Raw genomic sequence first — 22,864 nt, 5'->3', positions numbered from 1 at the left:
AATTATCAAAAAAAAGTTAAATAGTTGATTTTAATATTGATATAATTCAATTAATGCTGATTCGAATCGATTTTTTGGCAAATAATTGGTTTCAAGTGGTTTTGCAAAGGGTACTGGAGTTTCCAAACTGCCGACCCTTTTTACGGGAGCGTCCAGGAATTCAAAACAGTTTTCCATGACCAAGGCCGAAATATCGCTGGCAATACCTCCAAATAAGGTGTCTTCTTGAAGCACGATCAATTTCCCTGTCTTTTTCACTGAATTGAAAATAGTTTCGGTGTCCAATGGTTGAAGCGTTCGTAAATCCACTAGGTCCACATCAATTTCAGGGTGTTTTTCTAGAATCTCCAAAGCCCAATGCACACCTGCACCATAGGTGACCACCGTTATGGCGTTCCCTTCCTTTAAAAGTTTGGCTTTACCAAAAGGAAGCGTGTAATAATCTTTTGGAACATCGCCTTTAATACTTCGGTACAAGCCTTTGTGCTCAAAAAACAGTACGGGATTGGGGTCGTTAATCGCTGTGGCCAGCAATCCTTTGGCATCATAAGGAGATGCAGGATATACCACTTTGAGTCCGGGGGTCTTAGTAAACCATGCTTCATTGGTCTGGGAATGGAAAGGCCCTGCCCCTACGCCACCGCCACAGGGCATTCGGATGACCACATCGGCTTTCTCGTTCCAACGATAATGTACTTTTGCCAAATAGTTGACAATAGGGTTGAACCCAGAGCTGACAAAATCGGCAAACTGCATTTCAACCACGGATTTCATTCCGTTGATGGACAATCCCATGGCCGTGGAAACAATCGCCGACTCACAAATGGGTGTATTTCGTACCCGACTTTTTCCAAATTTGGGCACAAAACCTTCGGTAATTTTAAAAACACCTCCGTAATCCGCAACATCTTGCCCCATGATAATGAGTTCGTTGTGGCGGTACATGGATTGCTCCAATCCTTGGGAAATAGCATCAACAAATCGAGTGTTTTCAGATTCGTTTGATTCAGGCTCAACATTCTGATAATTAAAATCTTGATAAACCTCACTTAATTCTTTGGTTTCATTTAATAAAACTTCGGGTTCATCAAAAGCCATCTGCAAATTGGTATTGATTTCCTCAGTAATGTCTTGCTTGATCGCTTCAACATTTTCCTCGGTAAGCACCCCTTCTTCCAACAGAAAACTTTCATAATTGGAAATAGGGTCTTTCTTCCCCCATTCCTTCATCAACTTATCTGGAACATATTTGGTTCCACTTGCCTCTTCGTGCCCACGCATCCGAAACGTTTTGAATTCCAAAAGCACTGGTCGCGGCCTCCTCCGAATGGCTTTGCACAATTCGTCCACTTTAGCGTACACTTCCAAGATATTGTTGCCATCAATAATTCTGGACTCAATGCCATACCCTTTGGCCCTATCCGCCAAATGTTCGCAATTGTATTGCTCGTTGGTGGGCGTGGAAAGCCCATAGCCATTGTTCTCAATACAGAACAATACAGGTAAGTTCCAAACAGAAGCCACGTTCAAGGCTTCATGAAAATCTCCTTCGCTGGTTGCACCCTCTCCTGTAAAAACGGCCGTTACCCGCTTCTTTCTCCGTAACATATCGGCCAAGGCAATACCATCGGCCACTCCGAGTTGGGGCCCCAGATGCGAAATCATACCGACAATTTTATATTCTTGAGTGCCAAAATGAAAACTTCGGTCCCTACCTTGGGTAAAACCGCTTTGTTTTCCTTGCCATTGCGCAAAAAGACGGTTCAAAGGAATGTTTCTGGCGGTGAAAACCCCCAAATTCCGGTGCATGGGGAGGATATACTCACTTTCCTTGAGCGCCTTGGCGACACCAACGGAAATAGCCTCCTGTCCTATCCCACTAAACCATTTAGAAATTTTGCCTTGCCGTAGAAGAATCAACATTTTTTCCTCTATCATTCTCGGCTTCAGCATCCCTGTGTACAAATCCAGCAACTTTTCGTGTTCCAAGTCGCCAACATGATACCTCATACAATAAAATTCTGTCGGTTAAAAGTAGTAAAAAGCCTTTCAAAACGCTTTAAAATTCAAAAACCTTCATCTTATTTCCTTATTTTTGATTTTATATCAAAGAATACAATATGAGTGCTATTCCTAGTGTGGACCTGAAAGACTTTGTTTCGGGTGACCCAAAAAGAAAAGAAAAATTTGTCGAAGAAATAGGTGCTGCTTTCGAGGATATCGGTTTTGTGGCATTGAGCGGACATTTTTTATCGGATGAGTTGGTGGAAAACCTTTATACCGAAATAAAAAAGTTCTTCAATTTGCCCCAAGATGTGAAAAACAAGTATGAAATTGAAGGCATTGGAGGACAGAGGGGATACACTTCCTTTGGAAAAGAGCATGCTAAAGGCAAAAAAGAAGGCGACCTGAAGGAATTTTGGCATTTTGGCCAATATGTGGAAGACAATCCCGAACTGGAAACTGAATATCCCGACAATGTTACCGTAAAGGAGCTTCCCAACTTTAACAATGTTGGAAAAGAAACGTATAAAATGCTGGAGAAAACGGCAAAGTATGTGCTTCGGGCATTGGCTTTGCATCTTGGCCTGGAGGAAACCTATTTTGACAACTACATAAAAAACGGCAACTCCATTTTAAGACCCATCCACTATCCTCCCATAACAGAAGAACCCAAAAATGCGGTAAGAGCAGCGGCGCACGGGGACATCAACCTGATTACTTTGCTCATGGGGGCACATGGCAAAGGGCTCCAGGTGAAAGACCACGAAGGAAACTGGGTGGATGCCATTGCAAGACCCGATCAATTAATGATCAATGTTGGCGATATGCTCTCCAGACTATCCAACAACCAATTGAAATCGACCATTCACCAAGTAGTCAATCCACCGAAGGAACTTTGGGGCACTTCCCGCTATTCCATTCCCTTTTTTATGCACCCTGTGAGCGACATGCCGTTAAACTGCTTGGAAAACTGTATTGATGATGAGCACCCCAAGGCTTTTGAGGACATTACCGCAGGAGAATATCTACACGAAAGATTGATAGAACTGGGATTGATAAAAAAATAATCGATTATACACAATTGCACCAGTGGCCAATCCAAATGTCATATCGAGCGCAGTCGAGATGTTTTTGTCTGCCTTTCGACTGCGCTCAAGAGGGCAAAAACAAAGCATCGGCACCAACCTTCAAGGTCACTGGTACAATTACTGATATACAAAAAACAACAACAATGGATTTAGGAGATCAGCTTAAAAATTTATTTCCAGACCACGAACCAGAGAAAGAACCCGATAATGACAAAGAAAAACCCTCTTATTGGCTGCAAGACGACCCCATTATCTGTAAATATGAAAAAAGAAAAGGGAAACCCGTAACCATTCTTGAAGGGTACAACGGTGCCGACAGCGATTTTAAAAAATTGACGAAAGACCTAAAAACGCTATTGGGAGTGGGCGGAAGTTTTAAGAACGAAACCATTATTATACAAGGGGATTACCGGGGTAAAATTATGGACTTTCTTAAAGAAAATGGCTTTTCAGTAAAGCGGGTCGGCGGATGACTTGATAAATCCGCAAAAATTTAATTTACTTTTTAATTCTTGTTAAAAACTTGATCAGAATACCAATGTTTTGTGAAAAAATTTTTGTGTTCTTGCTTTAAACCTTACTTTTATTCTTCCTAACCAACGAAAACTGAGCTGAAAATGAAATCACTGTTGCATATAACCAACGGGGACAGTTTCACGTCCAGATTACAATCTTTGCAATTAAAAGGAGATGTAATTACATGGAGGGAAATGCTTTGTGAAGGCAAAACCCTTTCCTCCGTGGGGAGCGAATCTTTTTGGAAAACAAGGTTCGAGTTCCTGAACAAAAATTACAAAGTCTCCAAATCTTGGTTCATAGAAAAAACCCTAAAGGAATATCGGTCACTCTGCAACCATAAGCAGCAAGACCATATTGTACTGTGGTTTGAATATGACCTCTTTTGCCAAATTAACATGCTGGCCGTTCTTAGTTGGCTAAAAACACACAGAAGGCATGCAGAAATCTCTTTGGTCTGTAGTGGCAAAGTGGAAGGTTCCAGCAAACTTTATGGTTTAAATGAACTCGGTGATGAGAAGTTACTTGAACTTTACGACAATAGGAAAGTTCTTTCGCAAGACGATATAGAGTACGCGGATTATATTTGGCAACTGTACTGTAGCGATAACCCTATTCGCTTGGAAAACCAGATTGCCAACAATGATTTTCAGTTTGAATATCTATCGGATGCACTGAAAACCCACCTAAAACGCTTTCCGACCATTAAAAATGGGCTTAATGATTTAGAAAACCATATTTTGGAAGTGGCCAAACAATATAAGCCTAAGTCCAAAAAAGAACTTTTGGATAATTTATTGACCAACCAAGGGTATTACGGTTTTGGAGACACGCAATACGAACGCATGATTTCTTCCTTAAAACCGCTTTTTAGTTCGTTTAACCCTGTTAAATTGACCAAAAAGGGAATGCATGTATTGAAACAAGAAGCAAATTATTATTCGGAACTGCGTGATAATCAAATGTATCTGGGCGGTTCTTTAAAGTATAACTTCTTGTACAACGCCGATACGGACCGAATCCTCAAATTATAAAAAATGGGCTCATCGCTGGGAAGTTCAGAACTTATTCTGAATCCTGATGGGAGCATTTACCATCTAAATCTTCTTCCAGATGACATTGCCACCACCATTATCACGGTTGGTGACCCAGAACGGGTGCGCGAAGTGTCCAAATACTTTGACTCCATTGAAATAAAGAAAAGCAAACGAGAGTTTGTCACCCATACCGGGTATTATTCAGGTAAACGCATTTCTGTTGTCTCAACTGGCATCGGAACGGACAATATTGACATTGTTTTTAATGAATTGGATGCCTTGGCAAACATAGATTTTCAATCTCGACAGATAAACACCAAAAAAAAACAGCTCAATTTTATACGGGTCGGTACATCAGGCTCTTTACAATCGGATATCCCCGTTGATTCATTTTTGATTAGTGCCGCTGGTATTGGCTTTGACAACCTTTTGCATTTCTATGATTGCGGGCACATCAAAAACAAAGAGATGGAACAAGCCCTTGCGGCCTACTTAAATTGGGGTAAGTACAATATTCACCCCTATGTGGTTGATTTTAACAAAGAGCTAGGTGATGTTTTTGTCTCAAATCGTATACGATTAGGTGTAACTGGTACAAATTCAGGTTTTTACGCTCCACAAGGCAGGTCGTTGCGTTTAGCTCCCGTTATTAGGGACTTTAATGAGAAATTAGCTGGTTTTTCTTATGGGGATTTGAGGATAACCAATCTAGAAATGGAAACAGCAGCCATATACGGTATTGCAAAACTACATGGACACCGAGCCGTTTCCCTCAATGCAATATTGGCCAACAGGGCTACGGGAGAGTTCTCCAAGCAAGGCCATAAAGCCATCGATGAATTGATTCAATATACCTTGGAACATATTGCCGAAAGTCATTTGGTATAATTTTCCATTCTGATTTTTTTGAAAGATACCGAACGGAATCATAATTTTAAACTCCAAAGAAAAAAAGACGCATGAAAACCGTAAAAATTATTGGGGTCCCCGAACATTTTAATCTGCCCTGGCACCTCGCTATGGAAGATAACGCATTTGAAGACCGGGGTATTCAATTGGAATGGACTGACATTCCCGAAGGAACGGGAAAAATGACCCAAATGCTTCAAGATGGTGAAGCGGACATGGGCATCATTCTCACCGAGGGTATCATAAAAAGCATCTCACAGGGCAATCCAAGTAAAATTGTTCAGGAATATGTCTCTTCTCCCCTGCTCTGGGGAATCCATGTAGACGCAAACAGCGACCGACAATCCATCACCTCATTAAAGGATGACAAGATTGCCATCAGCCGTATGGGCAGTGGGAGTCATTTAATGGCCTACATCAACGCACAAAACCAAGGATGGGATACCAAAAACCTCGAATTTGAAATCGTGAACAACCTTGATGGCGCCGTAGAAAATCTCACAAACGGCTCCAACGCCTATTTTATGTGGGAACACTTTACCACCAAACCCCTTGTAGACAACGGAACCTTTAAACGAGTGGGCGACTGCCCTACTCCATGGCCTTGTTTTGTTATGGCCGCTTCGGATGCATTTTTAAAAGAAAACGCAGGTGTGTTGCGCCATATTTTGGAAGTGATTAATACCTACACCTCGGAATTTAAACAAATTCCGAGTATTGACAGGACACTATCCAACCGATACGAACAAAAGCTGGAGGATACCCAAGAATGGTTATCCAAAACCACATGGGGACAAGAGCAACTTTCTGAAGAAACCATGAATGAGGTGCAATCCAGGCTATATGACCTTAATTTGATTGAGGAAGTCAAAGACGCTTCAAAATTCCTTTGGAAATAACCCGACATTTTCACCAATCAATCGGTTCTTTACCCATTTGGGCGAGCAAACCGTTGGTTTTACTAAAATGTTGATTGCCAAACCACAATCCGCGATTGGCACTCAAAGGAGAAGGATGCCCCGATGTTAAAATATGGTGTTTGCTTTTATCGATCAAGGATGATTTTTTCTTGGCGAATCCGCCCCAAAGCAGAAAAACAACACCTTCCAGTTCACTGGAAACCGTTTTGATCACCGCATCGGTAAATTGCTCCCACCCTTTTTTCTGATGACTCCCTGCCTGATGTGCACGAACTGTCAGCGTGGCATTCAACAAAAGAACCCCTTGATCCGCCCAACACTCCAGATTACCGCTTTTGGGATACGGCTTTTCAACATCGGTTTTGATCTCTTTGAAAATATTGACCAAGGATGGCGGATGCGGAATACCATCTTTTACGGAAAAGCACAACCCATTCGCTTGGTTCGGCCCATGGTAGGGGTCTTGACCAATGATGACCACTTTGGTTTCTTGGAATGGACAATGATCAAATGCAGAAAAAATATCCTTACCCTTTGGGTAACAGGTATTCTGTTTATATTCCTGCTTCACAAATATTGCCAATTCTTGGAAATAGGTTTTTTTAAATTCATTGTTCAATTGTGCTTTCCAGCTATTTTCAATATTAACGTCCATGTGATGACTTTACTTCTTTTTAGTCAATTTTTAGATTAAATACCCTATGCCCACAACAAAATGAAGCAAAATTATGCCTGCTATAATGTAAATCACGATATTGTCGCTCCTCATTTAAGTACTATTTAATGCAATGAATCGGTGCGATTCAAAAGTACGCAATGCGAATTGTTTTTACCAGATACCCACCTCCAAAAACCCTTCAAAATCCTATATTTGCGCTGCTAGTAGAAAAAGATGCAAAACATTCACCCCAAAACACTTCAGGATCTCGAATTTCCAACGGTATTGACCCAAATCGCTGCACGATGCAATACCGAATTGGGCAAAGAGGAGGCCCTGGCCATAAAACCGTTCCAAGATAAAGAGGAATTGATGGCTATTTTAGGGCAGACTTCGGAGTATTTGGCGTCTTTTTCCAACGACAACCGCATTCCCAATCATGGTTTCGACCATATCAACAGCGAATTGGGGCTGCTCAAGATTGACAATAGCACTTTGGAGATTTCTGGTTTTCGAAAGATTGGTGGCATCTGCAAGACTGTCGCCATCCATCAAAAATTCTTTAAAAAGTTCAAGGAATACTATCCGTTGCTTTTTGATAAAGTGAATGCCCTGGAATTGCATCCTGAAATTCCGGATGCAATTGATGATGTTATCGACAAGTTTGGGGAAATCAAAGATTCCGCCTCGGATGAGTTACGCTACATTCGAAGCAAAATCAATGAAGTGCGCAGTAAAATCAACCAAAGTTTCAGTACGGCCCTTGGGCGTTATCAATCCTCGGATTTTTTGGATGAAATCCGTGAATCTGTTGTGGAAAACCGTAGGGTATTGGCCGTAAAGGCCATGCACCGCAAAAAAGTGAAGGGCACGGTGATGGGCACTTCCAAAACAGGAAGCATCGTGTATATTGTGCCAGAGGCCACGCTTTCCTACACCAGAGAGCTCAATAATCTTGAGTTTGAGGAGAAAGAAGAAATCCAGCGCATCCTGAACAAGCTCACCGACGAGATTCGACCTTATTTGGAGTTGTTACAGGAATATCAAAAACATCTTTCCAATACAGATATTACCGCTGCCAAAGCAAGGTACGCGAGCGAGATGAACGGTTTATTGCCAGAAATCAATGAGGAGCGGGAACTATATCTTCGAGATGCCTACCATCCGCTACTTTATCTTTCCAACAAACGAAAGAACGAGAAAACCTGGCCGCAGACGATAAAACTACACCAAGAGAACCGAATTATTGTGATTTCTGGGCCTAACGCAGGGGGAAAAAGTATCACATTAAAAACAATTGGACTGCTTCAAGTAATGCTTCAAAGCGGAATGTTGATTCCCGTGCACGAACGTAGTTCCGTTTGCTTTTTTGATAAGATTCTAACGGATATTGGGGATAATCAATCCATTGAAAATCATTTGAGCACATACAGTTATCGACTCAAAAACATGAACCAATTTTTAAGAAAGTGCAACGACAAAACCTTGTTCTTAATTGATGAATTTGGTACAGGCAGTGACCCCGAATTGGGCGGTGCTTTGGCGGAAGCTTTTTTGGAGGTGTTCTACGAGCGCGAAGCTTATGGAGTGATCACTACACACTATGCCAATTTGAAGGCTTTGGCCAACGAACTGCCACACACCACCAACGCCAATATGCTGTTCAACTCTAAAACCTTGGAGCCCACCTTTCAATTGGTGCTGGGCGAAGCGGGAAGCTCCTTTACGTTTGAGGTGGCCCAAAAGAACGGCATCCCCTACTCCTTGATCAATAAAGCAAAGAAGAAAATTGAACGCGGAAAGGTCCGCTTTGATGCCACTATTGCCAAGCTACAAAAAGAGCGCAGCAAAATGGTGGAAACTGGCTCCAAACTCAAAGAAGAGGAGTCCAAGGCCCGTGAAGAATCGGAACGATTGGAACAGCTCAACTCCAAGATCAAGTCCAAGTTGGAGAGTTACCAAGAAATGTACGACCACAACCAGCGTATGATCCAACTCGGCAACAAAGTGAACACCGCAGCTGAGAAATACTTTATCGACAAAAAAAAACGGCCGCTAATTTCTGAGATGCTTCGTATTGTGGAAACCGAGAACAGCAAGCGCAAAAAAACCACGGCCAAAAAGGCGAAGGCCAAGCAACAGGAGAAAAAACAAGTGGCCCAAGAACTGGAGCAAAAGATCAAGAAAGTTCGGGTTGAGAAAAAAGTCCAGAAGAAAAAAGAAATTCAGGCAGAAAAGAACAAGCCGCGCCCTGTTTTTAAGGTAGGCGATCGCGTCCGCTTAATGGACGGTAAGGCCGTAGGCAGCATTGACACTTTGGAGAAAGGCAAGGCCGTGGTGAATTACGGTATGTTTACCACCAACGTTAGCGTGGATCAATTGGAATTGGTGGAGGCGAAGAAGTAACAAATTCATTCCTACGTTGTGTTCTTCAACGGGATAAACAAACAGAATTAAATCAACCACCATTGTAATTTTAAGTACGTAATACTTTTAAATAAATTGAATTAATTATACTGAATTTCAGTAATTTAATTGTGTGCTAAATAATAAAACAACTCTAAACTCGTTTTTAGGTAAAATATTTTCCCGTGAATTTTTTAAATAAGGAAATAGAATCACGTACCAAACGAAAAAAGTCACGGTCACTCGTTAAGAGACAAATTTCTTGCGGAACCTTTCAAGATTTGGAAACTCTGGATCTGGACAATCATAAAAAACAATCCTCAAGAGCTAATCTTTAAGTTCTTGTGATTCTTGCAGGGAACTTTTATAACGATCCATTGTCGAAAACTTGGTAGCCCTACTTCTGAAAAACGACTACAATCATTAGTTGTTTGTTGTACCTACTCTCTGGCTGATATGTTAATGGTGTGCCCATGGAACTCCTTAAAGCCATACCAAACTACTCCTTATGCTTCGCTTCAATCCATTTGGCCATATACTTGGTACTGGCCATGGTTTGATGCTGTAGCAACTTCCCGATAAAATTTTGCGTACGATGGGTTTGCAAAGCTTCGCTTAGTTGTTGCAGTCGTTCTTTTAATCGAGTTTGCAAACTTTCTTTATCATAAAAAGTTTGAAGCAATTCACTTCCTTGCCGTTGAGCGTTCTCCCAAGCGGTCGGGTTTTGGTACAAATCCACTGCAGCTTGGGCAAACTTGTCCCAGGCATTAGTAATTGTGCCGTTCCAAGGCAGGTCACCATGCATGCCCTCCGCTCCAATAGATGTGGTTACGCTTGGGGTGCCTATTTTCATGGCATCCAATAATTTTCCTTTAATCCCCGCACCAAATTGTATGGGTGCAAGCAATACTTTGGCTTTTTTAAGCACTACATCTACGTCTTCTGCCCATCCGTGTACATGAAAACGGGTTTTGGGGCTGTGCATTTCATTCAATTGTTGGGGTAAGTATGCTCCATAAATATGCATTTCGGCTTCTGGTAGTTGTTTTCGAATTTGAGGCCAAATCTCTTGCTTTAAAACCTTGATGGCGTCAACATTGGGGGCATGTTTACCATTTCCTATGCTTACAAAGCCTTTTCGTGCTATATAAGATGGCCATTGTTCTGTAGTTTTACCCACCATAAAAGGCAAATGGCACAACAATTCAGTAGGAATGTTCAGTGTTGCATATAAAATTTCCATTTCGTAGGTAGAAATAATCAAACTAAGATCACAACGATAAATACTGGCCACTTCCCGTAAAGTTATTGGGTGGTTTTTCCAATGTTGTAACGTAAAGCATTCCTTCTTTTTATGAGCCTCTTCCCTAGCCTTTCGCAGCGAGTGTAAATCTTCGGTATTCAGTATGCGAATGGCATTTGGGGCACAGTCCGCTACACGCCATCCAAATTGTTCTTCCACCATAAAGCGATCGAACAGCACCATATCGGGAGATAGTTCTTTTACAAATTCATCAAAACTGGAATGGTTAAGCTGTATGGGAGTTTCCCGAATTCCCATTTGTTGCAGATCTAAACTGTACTCGGTTTTACTGGCGGTACTGGCAAACGTAACTTGAAAACCAAAGCTTATAAAGGCTTCCAGCAATTGTTGCATTCGGCAGCCAGCAGCCGTGGTGTTGGGCTCGGGCCATACATAACCGATTACGAGAAGTTTTTTTGACATGTTGGTAAAAGTACGAGTTACTCAGTTTAAAGTGCAAGCTTAAGTTCAAGAACGCAGTAAGCAGTGGGCAATTGGCAGTCAACAAGTGACCTGTATTTGGCACGAATGACACCAATTTTCTTGGAAGAAGACATCTCGACTGCGCTCGATGTGACAAGCACGAAATACAAGAGTCAAATCCAAGTGTTAAGTTCAAGCATCAAGTACAAGAAGAAGGGTTTAGGAACCAAGATACAGGGCACTCTTCTTTACTGGTAGACAAATTCCAAATAACTAAACCTGAAACCAGACCAAAGAAAATAGACAAGAGACAGGGAACAGAAACCCGAAACACCAATAACTCAATAACCAAATAACAGAACACCTGACATCTAGCACCGAGCATCAAACTTCCAAACTAATAACCAACTACATCCGCGCCGCAAACATTTTGGAGATACTGGAACGGAGTTTTCGTTCATAATCTTCTTCCAACCACTCCTTGTAATTTTTGGTGTTGTTCATAATGCAATACGAATACTGCTTTACGCGATAGGAAATCTCATCTTTGAGTTCCTTGGCCAAAATACGGGCATCGAATACATCTTCGCTATTTTCCACACATATTTGGGCATGTTGTTCTATACTTTTTTCCAGTACAACCTTAGATTTTTTACCTTGCGCGAATATTTTTTTGTACTCCGCTTTTACATCAAACGTAATGTTGTCGGACTTACTGAATTTGGCACGGAGCTCATCGGGCATCTCGTACACAAAATCACGCTCAATCTCCTCATCATTTTTAATGTTTTCCAGATAAAAGTCTGGAAAGTGGAATATTTCTTGCCAATCCACAGGTGCATCCCAAGAACCAAAACGGGCAATGTTGTTACCCATATCAATAACGTTGAACTCATCTTTATTGGGCAATACCCTAGAGCCCCTTCCTATCATCTGAAAATATAGCGTAAGGGAACGTGTAGCCCTATTTAGGATAATACTTTCCACGGTGGGCTCATCAAAACCTGTGGTTAAAATACTTACGGAGGTTAAAATGGCGTCTGGTGTTTTGGCAAACCAATCCAAGATTTCTTTTCGTTCGGTCGCTGTATTCTTATTATCTAAGTGCCTAACGTTGTAGCCAGCCTTTTTAAAGGTCTCGTACACATACAAGGAGGTGTTGATACCGTTATTGAAAATCAGTGTTTTGGTGCCCCTTGCAATCTCTTCGTAAGCAGTGAGCAATTTGCCCAACATACTGTGCGCACTGTAAAACTCATCAGAAGACTTTACGGTATAGTCTCCATTGATGCCAAGTTTTAAGGTCCGTAGGCTAACATCATAATTATAAAGGTTGGCCTTAGCTAAGAACTGTTTGTCTATCAATGATTTTATGGACTCCCCAATGATCAAATGCTTGTAGTTGTCCTTCATGGGAAGTTTGATGTTGGAGCTCAACGGTGTTGCCGTTACACCCAAAATCGTGGAATCTTCAAAATATTTGAAAAGTTTCCTAAAGGAATTGTAGTGGGCCTCATCAATAATGACCAGCCCAATATTGTTGATTTTTACTTTTTCTTCCTGTAACCGATTGTTCAGTGTTTCCACCATAGCCACAAAGCACATATAGTTGTCCTGATCGTAAAGTTCCTTGACCTCGCTGTTAATTACCTTATTGGCCACACCGAAGCCATGGAGCATTTTGGAGGTTTGTTTACTGAGCTCAATACGGTGGGTAAGCACCATCACCTTTTTACCGGTCTGCTCAATAAACCTTCTGGTTATCTCGGAAAAAACCACGGTTTTACCACCTCCTGTGGGCAATTGGTACAAAATATTGGCACCCTTAGGAATCTTTTCCAAGTGTTTGAAGATTTTGTTCAGGTCTTCTTCCTGATAATCGTATAATGTTTTCTTCTTGATTTCTCTGTTTACCTCCAAAGGGAAATTGCGTTATGGGTTCTTAAATAAAAAACCCTACAAAATTAGAGGTTTTTTGCGCTTGAGACCAATACTCGGAAGCTTTTATATTAAAAATAGTATCAACAACCCTTGTTGAATCCTTTTTTTCGCAATTGATGCATTTGCTTATAACATTTTGATAACAATAACATTTTGGACTTGGAAAAATGGAGATTATAATGTATAATGATAGCTTATAACACTTGTTAAACCAGATATAAGAATGAGGCAGCTAAAAATCATTAAACAGGTTACGAACCGGGAATCCAAATCACTTGACAAATACTTGCAGGACATTAGTAAAATTGATTTAATCACCGCGCAGGAGGAAGTTGAGCTAGCACAGAAGATCAGGGCCGGAGACCAAGCTGCTTTGGAAAAACTGACGAACGCAAACCTAAGGTTTGTGGTCTCCGTGGCAAAACAATATCAAAATCAAGGTCTAAAATTACCCGATTTGATCAACGAGGGAAACGTTGGTTTGGTAAAAGCTGCCAAACGATTTGATGAAACCCGAGGATTTAAATTTATTTCCTACGCGGTTTGGTGGATTCGCCAATCCATTCTGCAAGCCTTGGCAGAACAATCCCGTGTGGTTCGATTGCCTTTGAACAAGATTGGATCCATCAACAAAATAAAAAAAACATTCTCTTATTTGGAACAAGCGCACGAGCGTCCACCATCTCCCGAAGAAATTGCCAAGGAATTGGACATGACGGTTTCCGAAGTAAAACAATCTTTGAAGAATACAGGCAGGCACGTATCCATGGATGCTCCATTAAAAGAGGGAGAAACGTCCAATTTGTATGATGTGCTAAACGCCGGAGATTCCCCAAAACCCGATAAAGGTTTGATGCACCAGTCTTTGAACACCGAAATAAACAGGGCATTGGATACACTATCTCCAAGAGAAGCCGATGTGGTAAGACTGTATTATGGAATTGGTAATCAACCCTCCATGACCTTGGAAGAAATTGGCAGCACCTTTGATCTGACCAGGGAGCGTGTGCGTCAAATCCGTGAAAAAGCAATTAGAAAATTAAGACATACCTCAAAAAGTAAGATATTAAAGTCTTATTTGGGATAAGATGCCAAATGGTTATAGGTGAACTCATTTAAACTTTTTCAATTGGCTAAAAAATTGCCCTTTTGCACCCACTTTTTGTCTTTTTATCCTTCCGTAGCCCTGCTATGCAACTCGAAAAAGTCTTCAAATGGGCACAAATTGACTAATTTTCGCTTCAATCCTAAAAGTTTAAATGAGTTCAATAAAAAAGGGGATGTTGTAATCAATTCAACATCCCCTTTTCCATGATATTCACTTAAAAAACATCACGATTTGCTCAAAAGACTAATATCAAAGTCGGTGAGCATGTCTTTCAAATCTTGAATAAAATTCAAGTAGGCTGTGTTTTCTTTGTTATGGTTTTTCATGGTAACAAGTTTTGGGTTGTTTATCCAACTATAGGTAATCAAGTTCGGCAAGTTCATTTACTGTCAAAATTTCATTCAGTTCTTGTAAAAATGCCAAGTATTCTTCGCCGTAGGTATCGTATAACATAGTAATCTTCGGTTTTTGTTCGGGGTTTTAGGTATAACGTAATTTTATTTTAAAGATTATATTGTTCTTATAAAATGTGGTAAAACCCCTACTTTGTATTTAAAATATCCAGTTCTACCTCAAAATCAAGGGCTTTATCCACTTTGCTTGGCCTTATGTTGAATTCATCATAAATGAAACACAAATTCATCGGCAACCTTCGTCGTTCGGTATCGGACATTACACCCAATTTGGATTGCAGTTCATTTTTGATTTGAAATGCTTTATTGCTGATTTTTGGGTCATCATGGGATTCCAACTCAGAAAGAAAAGGAATTTCTTTCCTATCCCCTACTTCTAACATTTCATCCAATAACATTAATTGGGTATCAAGGTCCTTTGTATATTGGAACAAAGGATAAAAGATGCTTTGGAGGTACTCGGGGAGTTCGTTGCTTGCCATGGTGTAGGTATTTTACATTGTTCGGAACATTTCCATTTCAAAATCTATCTGCTCTTGTACACGTGGATATTCTTGAAGAAATTGGTCATATAAAAAAGTAAGATGTTTTACATCTTTGTCGGTTTTGCAGAGTCTGGAAACTTGCTGGGTCACTTCCAAAAGGCCGTAAGTTTTTATCATGCGCAACGAAGGCATAATTTTTTGACATGCAAGTTCCAGTTCAGCGAAGTTTTCATTCATTAGATTAACCTTGGCGCTTCCAATAAATTCCCAAACGTTCTGTTTGAACATACGGACCAATTCTTCCAATAGATCCATCTGCCCCATACAATCTTCCAAAACAGGTTTAAGGTCAATGTCTTGGCCAACAAACCCAGCTTGCAAACTTTTTTCTATAAATTTAAAATCGGTAGACATGATGTCGGTATTTTTATCAGAATGTTGAGCTTTATCACCCTGCGGATTTTGCACCAATTTTTTAAGTTCCTTCACAATAGCACTTTGCTCATTGGATAGCGGGGTATCTTCCATTGCTTTGATCAGAGCTAAAAACTTGGTGTTATCAGATTCGGTGAATTGTTTGTTGTCCAAGCTTTGTATACCTATTTTTTGGTAGATACTTTCAAGTTGTCTCATTTCTGAGACACCAAAAACCTTGTTTTCCAGTCCCATCTTAAAAACTTCAAAGGATTTTTTAAGCTCTCCTGCCTCCACAACGCCCAATTCCTCATAAGAAAATGAACTTAATCCTATTTCCAGTTTTTCTAGATATGTCAACAATTCCCGTGTTCCCAATTCTTTGCTATAATCAATATTAACTATTCTAAAAATGTTGATTATACTGAGGGATTACAATTTATTGTTCCGTAGCATTCGGATTTTGTTGTCAAATTGCGTTATTTGTATGTGTAAAAAAACCAACCATGAAATATTTTTATCTATTCTTTAGTCTTTCCCTATTAATCTCTTGCGGAGAAAAAAAAACTGAAAAGACCGAAACCTTGGAAGAAAAAGCCCAAAGGATTCATGATTCCGTGATTACGATTGATACTCATGACGATATCAACGTGCAGAATTTTACGGACAGCATCAATTACACTCAACGACTGGAAACTCAAATCAATATTCCGAAAATGGAGGAAGGTGGATTGGATGTAGCTTGGCTTATTGTGTATACGGGTCAGGATACTTTAACCACCGAAGGTTATGCCAAAGCCTCTGAGAATGCTATTTCCAAATTTGAAGCCATTCACCGGTTGTGCGAAGATATTGCTCCGGACCAAATTGAGTTGGCATTGACTTCCGATGATGTGAGAAGAATTGCAGCATCAGGAAAAAAAGTGGCCATGATCGGTGTGGAAAATGCTTATCCAATCGGCGAAGATCTTTCCAATATTGAAGAGTACCAAAAACTTGGTGCCCGCTATATGTCCCTATCACACAATGGGCATAGCCAGTTCAGCGATTCCAACACCGGAGAACAAGACAGTGCATGGCTGCATAACGGCCTAAGTGCTCTGGGGAAGGAAGCTGTTGCTGAAATGAACCGTGTTGGAATGATGATCGATGTTTCGCATCCATCCAAAGAAGCCATGAAACAAATGATTGAGTTGACCAAAGCTCCCATTATTGCCTCACACTCTTCGGCTAGGGCACTTTGCGACCACAGCCGTAATTTGGATGATGAACAATTGATGTTGATGAAAGAAAATGGAGGCGTGGTGCAAACCGTTGCCTTTAGTTCTTATTTGAACACCGAAAAGCACGAAGCCCGTTCCGCTTATATGACCGAAGTCTATAAAAAAGTAGCAGATTCATTGGATGTTGCCTGGTATGAACGTTCCCAGTTCTCTTCTTTGACCGATGAGCAGCGTGAGGAATTCTTTGTCAACTACCGAAAGGTGATGAACATTGGTAAAGAATTGGCCGAAACCGACCCCAATGTGCCACCAGCAGTAAATGTATCCGACTTTGTGGACCACATTGACTATATGGTGGATTTAATCGGAATTGACCACGTGGGCATCAGCTCCGATTTTGATGGAGGTGGCGGCATCGAAGGCTGGTCAGATGCTTCTGAAACCTTCAACGTAACCTTGGAACTGGTGAAACGGGGCTATACCGAAGAAGAAATAGCCAAATTGTGGGGCGGCAACCTGTTAAGAGTGTTGGACGATGTTCAGGCCGTGGCCAAAACTTTGAACTAAGAAGCGGACCTTTCTTCTTCTTTTTCTTTTTTGGCCAAACGGTCTTTAACGTATTCTATTTTCGTTTTCCCGTGGGCCTTGGGATTGCCGTTCTCATCTAGATTGACCATAATAATATTGTCCACCGTAACAATACTCTCGTGGGTCATCTTATTTCTAACTTCGCAGTTCAAGGAAATTGAGGTGGTCCCAAATTTTATGACCTCAATACCAATTTCTATGATATCGCCTTCTTTGGCAGTACTCATAAAATTGATTTCGGACATGTATTTGGTTACAATTTTTTTGTTCTCGAGCTGAATGATGCTGTACAATGCAGCTTCTTCATCTATCCAAGCAAGGACCTTACCTCCAAACAGCGTTCCATTGGCATTCAAATCCTCTGGCTTCACCCATTTTCTTGTATGAAATCGCATAATTGAAACTTTTATAATTCAATACAAAGTTAGATGAATCCCTTGAAGATATTTCTTGTTAAAGTCTTTAATTTATACGAATTATGAATTTGAAATATTTGCTGGTCGACGAGTATTGAGTAAATAATTTTGAATGCCCAAGATTTTGAACTTGATCAATTCGATGTGTTTTAACTGAACAAATCCTCTTGTGCGGGCAAAGTGGTCTAGGGTTGTTCGTTGATTGATGGTTCTTAGGTGAACGGTAAAAGGCCAAGGGTTCTCGACTGCGCTCGAACTGACAATTGGTGATTGATAATTGCTCACTGCCTACTGCATACTGCCTTCGTACTTCCAACTTCAGGCACCTCACATCCAAATTCCTTAATCGAATAAACCTTTTTGAGAGGGCAAGGTCGTCTTTGGAATGTGCAAGTTACAGCCCATTTTGGCATTTAATTGTTCAACAAAATAGGCAGACAATAATGGAGATTCCAGTTCAAGGTTCTGATGCACAAAAAAATGGATGTTCTCCAATCCCATGGATTTCCATGAAGATAAACGCTCGATCCAATCGTCCAAACGGGGATAATCCGACACATGATTTGCACCAACATAACGAACAAAAGCTTCGTTTTTGGTCAATCGCATGTGCATAAGGTCTCTCCTACCTGCGGTATCCACCAAAATATTGACAATGTTGTTTTCTTCCAATAAATGATAAAGTTCTTGGGCGACTTTTTCGTCCGTAAACCAATCCGTGTGCCGAAACTCCATGGCCAATGGGAACTCTTTTGGCCAATATTCCACAAAGCGCACTACCCTATCCCAATTTTTGGGTCCAAAGTTGTTGTGCATTTGTAAAAAGATGGTTCCCAACTTTTCTCCTAACAAAGCGGTCACTTCCAAATAGCGGTCTGCGGCCTCCAGTGCCTTATCGTTCATTCGCCGAAGATGACTGACCTCGTTGGTCATTTTTGGAAAGAATTTAAAGCCTTCCGGTGTTTTGTCCCGCCACTTTTCATATTGTTCTGCGGGAAAAATTCTATAGAACGTCGCATTGAGTTCAATACTGTTGAATTGTGTAGAATAGTAAGCTAACTCATCTTTTGTGCCTCGAGGGTAAAAATTCTTGAGTTCTTGCCGATTCCATTTGGCACAGCCGACAAAAATTTTAGTGTCCGCACCCGTCTTATTTTTTGATAAGACCACGGGAGTATCGGGGTGGTCTGGAGGTATGGTGAAATCTATGTGCTCTGGATGGTCTACTTTGCCGAATTTCATTTATTCATTAAAGTTTATATGTAAAACTATTTTAAAGCTTTATTACACCTCTCTTTTTAATTTAGAGGGATTTTGTCTATTATCAAAAATTGTAACTATAAATATCGTTTTAGAATTAAAACGATAATACATAGTGGTCTGTTTGGAGATTACACATTTATACAGTCCAAGCTTTTTATCAGATTCTGGAAAAATATTAGGGTCGTTCTTTATTAAATCAATGGATTTATCCAACTTTTTAACGAAATCCAACTTAACTTTCAACGACCAATTTTCCTGTAAGTAGTCTAAGAGTTCTGATACTTTCTTTTCTGCTGTTTTAGAAATCTTGACCTTTCTATCCATTCTTATCTATGCTTTGCCATAAATGAGTCGAAGTCAACAACATCTCCATTTTCAATTTCAGAAATTCCTTGATTTATTTCAGCTTGTTGCTCGGTAGTCAATTCATCCCAAAAATCAGTTGAACTTTCCTTTTTGAAAATTTGCTTGATTGATTGAATAATCTTGGGGTCGTTAGTATTTAACAACATTTTTGCCAGCTCTATTTTTTCCGCTTGAATATTCATAATCAATATTTTGTAAAAACGAAGATAACGAATCTTTTAGATTGCTAATGTTAAGTCAGTAATATAACACTTTTGATTTTTAGAGGGCATGAACAATATTTTTGTTATATTTAGTTTATGTTACTCTTCAACAGACGTATTAAACTCTCCAAGCTATTCAGATATTGGGTTTTGCTCGAATTCTCAATCTGTATAGTGTGCCTGATCGTTTACTGGATTTCCAAATTACTTTAAAATACCCAGAAATATCCTTGCTGTGTTTGTTCATAACATCGTTGACAACTATTGCCATATTTAAAAGTGTGCGGTTGATCATTCTGTAATTTTATTAAAAATCACAGCCATGGATTCACAATCCGACCGTCGATTGGACATCCGTCCAAGCATTCCCGAGTCACATTTTAACAGTCAAATGGGTTTCGATGAGTATTTTCAGAACAAAACCCTTCGACCCGTGATCAAACTCCAAAACTATTTGTTGGTAGAGGCTTTCAAGAATTATGCGAACAAGCATAAGGGAGTTTTCTACGAGCTCTCTTTGGAAAAAAAGTTCCACTACATTGAACGGGCCATCCAAAAGGACATCAAATTCAGGAATTCCCTAAAGGGAATGATCATTGGCCAGTTCACCGTGGATGAATACCAGGATTACATTACTAATTCTTCCGCATTGAACAAAAGAATGATGAACATGGTGGTGGAACGATTAAAGGATCAGATTCAACTTCTGGAAGAAGAAGCTTTATTACAAAATTGATTCTCCATTTAGGTTGGTAGTGAGGATATCGCTCATTAGGTCAAAATAAGGCCGAATAGCCCTGTACGACTTGTCCACTTCATCTATAAATGATGAAGAAAGGACTTCTTTATCGGAAAACTTGTGTGTGAACACAAACTGTTTCTTTCTGATCAAGTCGATATCGGAATGTTCTTTGTCAAAACCTTTAGGAGCAGTTTTTACTTCATCACCACTTAGTTCGCCCCAAATTGTTTTTAATTCTTTTTGATTGATGACTTCCCTAAATTCGGAAGCATCCATTTCCAGTTCTTTTCTTATCCGTAAAAGGTCTTCCTTGTTTGGAGCCCAGAATCCAGTGGCCAAAAACGACTCCCCTGGTTTTAAATGAAGATAATAGCCTCCCCGTAAATGTGCGCCCAATCGAGAAAAGGAACCAGCAAAGTGAGCTTTGTACGGTGTTTTGTCCTTGGAAAAACGAACATCCCTATAAATACGGAACAATTTCATCTTTTCAATTTCATCGTGATGGTTCAACCTATCCTTGACAGCTTCAAGAAATGACTTTACATCGGATTTATGTTTTTTAAATGTAGGTTTGTGTGCTTCGAACCAATCTCTATTGTTGTTCTTTTTAAGTTCGGCCAAAAAATCAAAAACTCCTTTGGATATCGTAACGTTGGATGTCATATAACGATAATATGTTATTTTTAAACTAAAGTTAACTTTTTATCATGGGTATGGTAAGGATTTGTCTAATTTTAAGACTATAAAGCGCAGTATGGACAAAGAAAAAATAATAGCTGAACTCAATAGGCATAAAAAATTGCCATATTTGGACTATAGACTAAAGCAGGAAACTGAGGATTTTACCGATACGCTTTTTTATACTTTATTTGATGCCAATACCCCTGTGGCCGTTAACTTGGAGCTGTTAGAGAAAAAATTCAACCAATTAATGGATATGGCATGTTGGGATTTGGAGAAACCAAGCGAAGAGCTTTGGAACAACTACATTTCCCATTTGCCACAAATTTTAGAAAATTTGAATTTGGATGCTGAGGCTATATTGAATTGCGACCCTGCCTCACTTTCCATTCAGGAGATTTATATGGCCTACCCGGGTTTCTATGCCATCGCTATTTACAGATTGGCGCACGAACTTTATGAAGAGGGAGTTCCATTAATTCCCAGAATGATGACCGAATATGCGCATCGACAAACAGGCGTGGACATTAACCCAGGAGCTAAAATCGGGAAATCGTTTTTTATAGACCACGCCACGGGAGTCGTAATTGGCGAAACTGCAGTAATCCATGATAATGTAAAATTGTATCAAGGTGTTACGCTCGGAGCGCTTTATGTTGCCAAGAATTTGGAGAAAACAAAACGTCATCCTACCATAGAAAACAATGTGACCATCTACGCCAATGCGACAATTTTAGGAGGTGAAACCGTTGTGGGCGCCAATTCCGTTATTGGTGGTAATGCATGGATTACTTCGTCCGTTCCTGCGAATTCAACCGTTTATCATAAACCAGAAATTAAAATAAAGACAACCCCAAATGTCTAACAGTATACTAGACCTTATTGGAAACACCCCTTTGGTGGAATCCAAAGTTTTGAATAAAAATCCTAATGTAAAAATCCTGTTTAAGCTCGAAGGGAACAACCCCGGAGGAAGTGTAAAGGACAGACCCGCATTCAATATGATCAAAAGCGGTCTGGAACGTGGGGATTTTACCAAAAGTACCAAGCTCATTGAGGCCACAAGTGGAAATACGGGTATTGGATTGGCCATGATAGCAGGTCTTTTTGGCCTTGATATTGAATTGGTCATGCCCGAGAATTCAACAAAAGAACGTGTGCAAACAATGCGTGCATACGGGGCAAAAGTGACGCTGACTCCTGCCGATGTTGGTATAGAAGGTGCTCGGGATTATGCAGAGGCTAAAGTAAAGGATGAAGGTTTCCAAATGTTGAACCAGTTTTCCAATGATGACAACTGGAAGGCGCACTACAAAACAACAGGCCCTGAGATTTGGAGGGATACCAATGGAGAAATCACCCATTTTGTGTCCAGCATGGGAACTACCGGAACCATTATGGGAACTTCTACTTATTTGAAGGAGCAGAATCCCAATATTCAAATTGTGGGTGTACAGCCTACCGATGATTCCAAAATTCCTGGGATACGCAAGTGGCCGCAGGAATACCTTCCAAAGATTTTTAACCCTAAAAAGGTTGATACGGTAATGGAAGTCAGTGAACAGGATGCCACCGAAATGGCCAAAAGGTTGGCTAAAGAAGAAGGTATTTTTGCCGGGATGAGCAGCGGTGGAGCCGCTACAGTGGCATTACGCCTTGCAGAAACCTTGGAGAGTGGGGTTATCGTTTCCATTGTTTGCGACAGAGGTGATCGTTATCTATCTTCAGATTTGTTTGATTAGACGAATCATTTTCAT

Annotated in this window: 22 protein-coding genes; 11 read left to right on the top strand and 11 right to left on the bottom strand. The window is 40.4% G+C overall.

The genetic code is table 11. The annotated features are described in order from the left end of the window. Positions 1-30: 30 nt before the first annotated feature. Complete coding sequence (locus tag MURRU_RS15600; RefSeq protein ID WP_014034449.1) at positions 31-2,010, bottom strand: alpha-ketoacid dehydrogenase subunit alpha/beta; 1,980 nt, start codon at positions 2,008-2,010, stop codon at positions 31-33. Positions 2,011-2,120: 110 nt separating this feature from the next. On the opposite strand from MURRU_RS15600, the gene MURRU_RS15595 reads away from it, so the two are divergent. The 5 genes from MURRU_RS15595 to MURRU_RS15575 all read left to right on the top strand — a co-directional run bounded on the left by MURRU_RS15595 (position 2,121) and on the right by MURRU_RS15575 (position 6,453). Beyond that, entirely contained in the window at positions 2,121-3,071 is a 951-nt protein-coding gene (locus tag MURRU_RS15595) for an isopenicillin N synthase family dioxygenase (RefSeq protein WP_014034448.1), read from the top strand. Positions 3,072-3,235: 164 nt separating this feature from the next. Continuing rightward, positions 3,236-3,565: a translation initiation factor gene (locus MURRU_RS15590; protein WP_014034447.1), complete on the top strand. Its 330-nt coding sequence runs from the start codon at positions 3,236-3,238 to the stop codon at positions 3,563-3,565. Between the two features lie 144 nt (positions 3,566-3,709). Further along, complete coding sequence (locus MURRU_RS15585) at positions 3,710-4,642, top strand: DUF1835 domain-containing protein (RefSeq protein WP_014034446.1); 933 nt, start codon at positions 3,710-3,712, stop codon at positions 4,640-4,642. Between the two features lie 3 nt (positions 4,643-4,645). After that, positions 4,646-5,533 (top strand): nucleoside phosphorylase, encoded by an 888-nt coding sequence (locus MURRU_RS15580; protein ID WP_014034445.1) that lies wholly within the window; start codon positions 4,646-4,648, stop codon positions 5,531-5,533. Positions 5,534-5,604: 71 nt separating this feature from the next. After that, entirely contained in the window at positions 5,605-6,453 is an 849-nt protein-coding gene (locus tag MURRU_RS15575; protein ID WP_014034444.1) for a substrate-binding domain-containing protein, read from the top strand. Between the two features lie 10 nt (positions 6,454-6,463). Here the strand turns inward: MURRU_RS15575 and MURRU_RS15570 are convergent, their stop codons facing one another. Then, positions 6,464-7,129: a uracil-DNA glycosylase gene (locus tag MURRU_RS15570; protein ID WP_014034443.1), complete on the bottom strand. Its 666-nt coding sequence runs from the start codon at positions 7,127-7,129 to the stop codon at positions 6,464-6,466. Positions 7,130-7,366: 237 nt separating this feature from the next. Here MURRU_RS15570 and MURRU_RS15565 point away from each other — a divergent pair, with 237 nt between their 5' ends. After that, the gene (locus MURRU_RS15565; RefSeq protein ID WP_014034442.1) at positions 7,367-9,538 is read left to right on the top strand and encodes an endonuclease MutS2; all 2,172 of its coding nucleotides are present in this window, start codon (positions 7,367-7,369) and stop codon (positions 9,536-9,538) included. Positions 9,539-10,037: 499 nt separating this feature from the next. On the opposite strand, the gene MURRU_RS15560 is transcribed toward MURRU_RS15565, so the two are convergent. Continuing rightward, the gene (locus MURRU_RS15560; protein ID WP_014034441.1) at positions 10,038-11,264 is read right to left on the bottom strand and encodes a glycosyltransferase; all 1,227 of its coding nucleotides are present in this window, start codon (positions 11,262-11,264) and stop codon (positions 10,038-10,040) included. A gap of 408 nt (positions 11,265-11,672) precedes the next feature. Further along, positions 11,673-13,184 carry a DEAD/DEAH box helicase gene (locus tag MURRU_RS15555; RefSeq protein WP_014034440.1) on the bottom strand — a complete coding sequence of 504 codons (1,512 nt, stop codon included), beginning with the start codon at positions 13,182-13,184 and terminating at the stop codon, positions 11,673-11,675. A 244-nt stretch (positions 13,185-13,428) separates the two neighbouring features. Between MURRU_RS15555 and MURRU_RS15550 the strand changes: the two genes are divergently transcribed. Then, positions 13,429-14,292 (top strand): sigma-70 family RNA polymerase sigma factor, encoded by an 864-nt coding sequence (locus tag MURRU_RS15550; RefSeq protein ID WP_014034439.1) that lies wholly within the window; start codon positions 13,429-13,431, stop codon positions 14,290-14,292. 562 nt (positions 14,293-14,854) lie between these two features. Here the strand turns inward: MURRU_RS15550 and MURRU_RS15545 are convergent. After that, a complete protein-coding gene (locus tag MURRU_RS15545) occupies positions 14,855-15,208 on the bottom strand; it encodes a hypothetical protein (protein WP_014034436.1) in 354 nt (117 codons plus the stop codon). 12 nt (positions 15,209-15,220) lie between these two features. Continuing rightward, a complete protein-coding gene (locus tag MURRU_RS15540; protein WP_014034435.1) occupies positions 15,221-16,003 on the bottom strand; it encodes a hypothetical protein in 783 nt (260 codons plus the stop codon). Positions 16,004-16,131: 128 nt separating this feature from the next. On the opposite strand from MURRU_RS15540, the gene MURRU_RS15535 reads away from it, so the two are divergent. Then, positions 16,132-17,415 carry a dipeptidase gene (locus tag MURRU_RS15535; RefSeq protein ID WP_014034434.1) on the top strand — a complete coding sequence of 428 codons (1,284 nt, stop codon included), beginning with the start codon at positions 16,132-16,134 and terminating at the stop codon, positions 17,413-17,415. Here the strand turns inward: MURRU_RS15535 and MURRU_RS15530 are convergent. From MURRU_RS15530 to MURRU_RS15515, 4 genes are all read right to left on the bottom strand, one after another. Then, positions 17,412-17,831, bottom strand: coding sequence for an acyl-CoA thioesterase (locus MURRU_RS15530; RefSeq protein WP_014034433.1), 420 nt, complete (start codon positions 17,829-17,831; stop codon positions 17,412-17,414). The two genes, MURRU_RS15535 and MURRU_RS15530, sit on opposite strands and share 4 nt — an antisense overlap. Positions 17,832-18,194: 363 nt before the next feature. Beyond that, entirely contained in the window at positions 18,195-19,094 is a 900-nt protein-coding gene (locus MURRU_RS15525; protein ID WP_014034432.1) for a DUF72 domain-containing protein, read from the bottom strand. A 42-nt stretch (positions 19,095-19,136) separates the two neighbouring features. Then, entirely contained in the window at positions 19,137-19,439 is a 303-nt protein-coding gene (locus tag MURRU_RS15520; RefSeq protein WP_014034431.1) for a type II toxin-antitoxin system RelE/ParE family toxin, read from the bottom strand. A gap of 2 nt (positions 19,440-19,441) precedes the next feature. Further along, the gene (locus MURRU_RS15515) at positions 19,442-19,663 is read right to left on the bottom strand and encodes a hypothetical protein (protein WP_014034430.1); all 222 of its coding nucleotides are present in this window, start codon (positions 19,661-19,663) and stop codon (positions 19,442-19,444) included. Between the two features lie 343 nt (positions 19,664-20,006). On the opposite strand from MURRU_RS15515, the gene MURRU_RS15510 reads away from it, so the two are divergent. Next, positions 20,007-20,420: a hypothetical protein gene (locus MURRU_RS15510; RefSeq protein WP_014034428.1), complete on the top strand. Its 414-nt coding sequence runs from the start codon at positions 20,007-20,009 to the stop codon at positions 20,418-20,420. On the opposite strand, the gene MURRU_RS15505 is transcribed toward MURRU_RS15510, so the two are convergent. Then, the gene (locus MURRU_RS15505; protein ID WP_014034427.1) at positions 20,409-21,089 is read right to left on the bottom strand and encodes a DUF2461 domain-containing protein; all 681 of its coding nucleotides are present in this window, start codon (positions 21,087-21,089) and stop codon (positions 20,409-20,411) included. The two genes, MURRU_RS15510 and MURRU_RS15505, sit on opposite strands and share 12 nt — an antisense overlap. Before the next feature lie 91 nt (positions 21,090-21,180). Between MURRU_RS15505 and epsC the strand changes: the two genes are divergently transcribed. Together epsC and cysM are read left to right on the top strand one after the other, a co-directional pair. Next, positions 21,181-21,972, top strand: a complete 792-nt coding sequence (gene epsC, locus MURRU_RS15500; RefSeq protein ID WP_014034426.1) for a serine O-acetyltransferase EpsC — start codon at positions 21,181-21,183, stop codon at positions 21,970-21,972. After that, positions 21,965-22,849 carry a cysteine synthase CysM gene (gene cysM, locus MURRU_RS15495; RefSeq protein WP_014034425.1) on the top strand — a complete coding sequence of 295 codons (885 nt, stop codon included), beginning with the start codon at positions 21,965-21,967 and terminating at the stop codon, positions 22,847-22,849. Before epsC ends, cysM begins: the two co-directional genes overlap by 8 nt. Positions 22,850-22,864: the final 15 nt, after the last annotated feature.

The sequence above is a fragment of the Allomuricauda ruestringensis DSM 13258 genome (genome assembly GCF_000224085.1).
In the GTDB taxonomy this organism is placed as follows: Bacteria; Bacteroidota; Bacteroidia; order Flavobacteriales; family Flavobacteriaceae; genus Flagellimonas; species Flagellimonas ruestringensis.
This window is presented reverse-complemented; position numbering and strand designations above follow the sequence as displayed.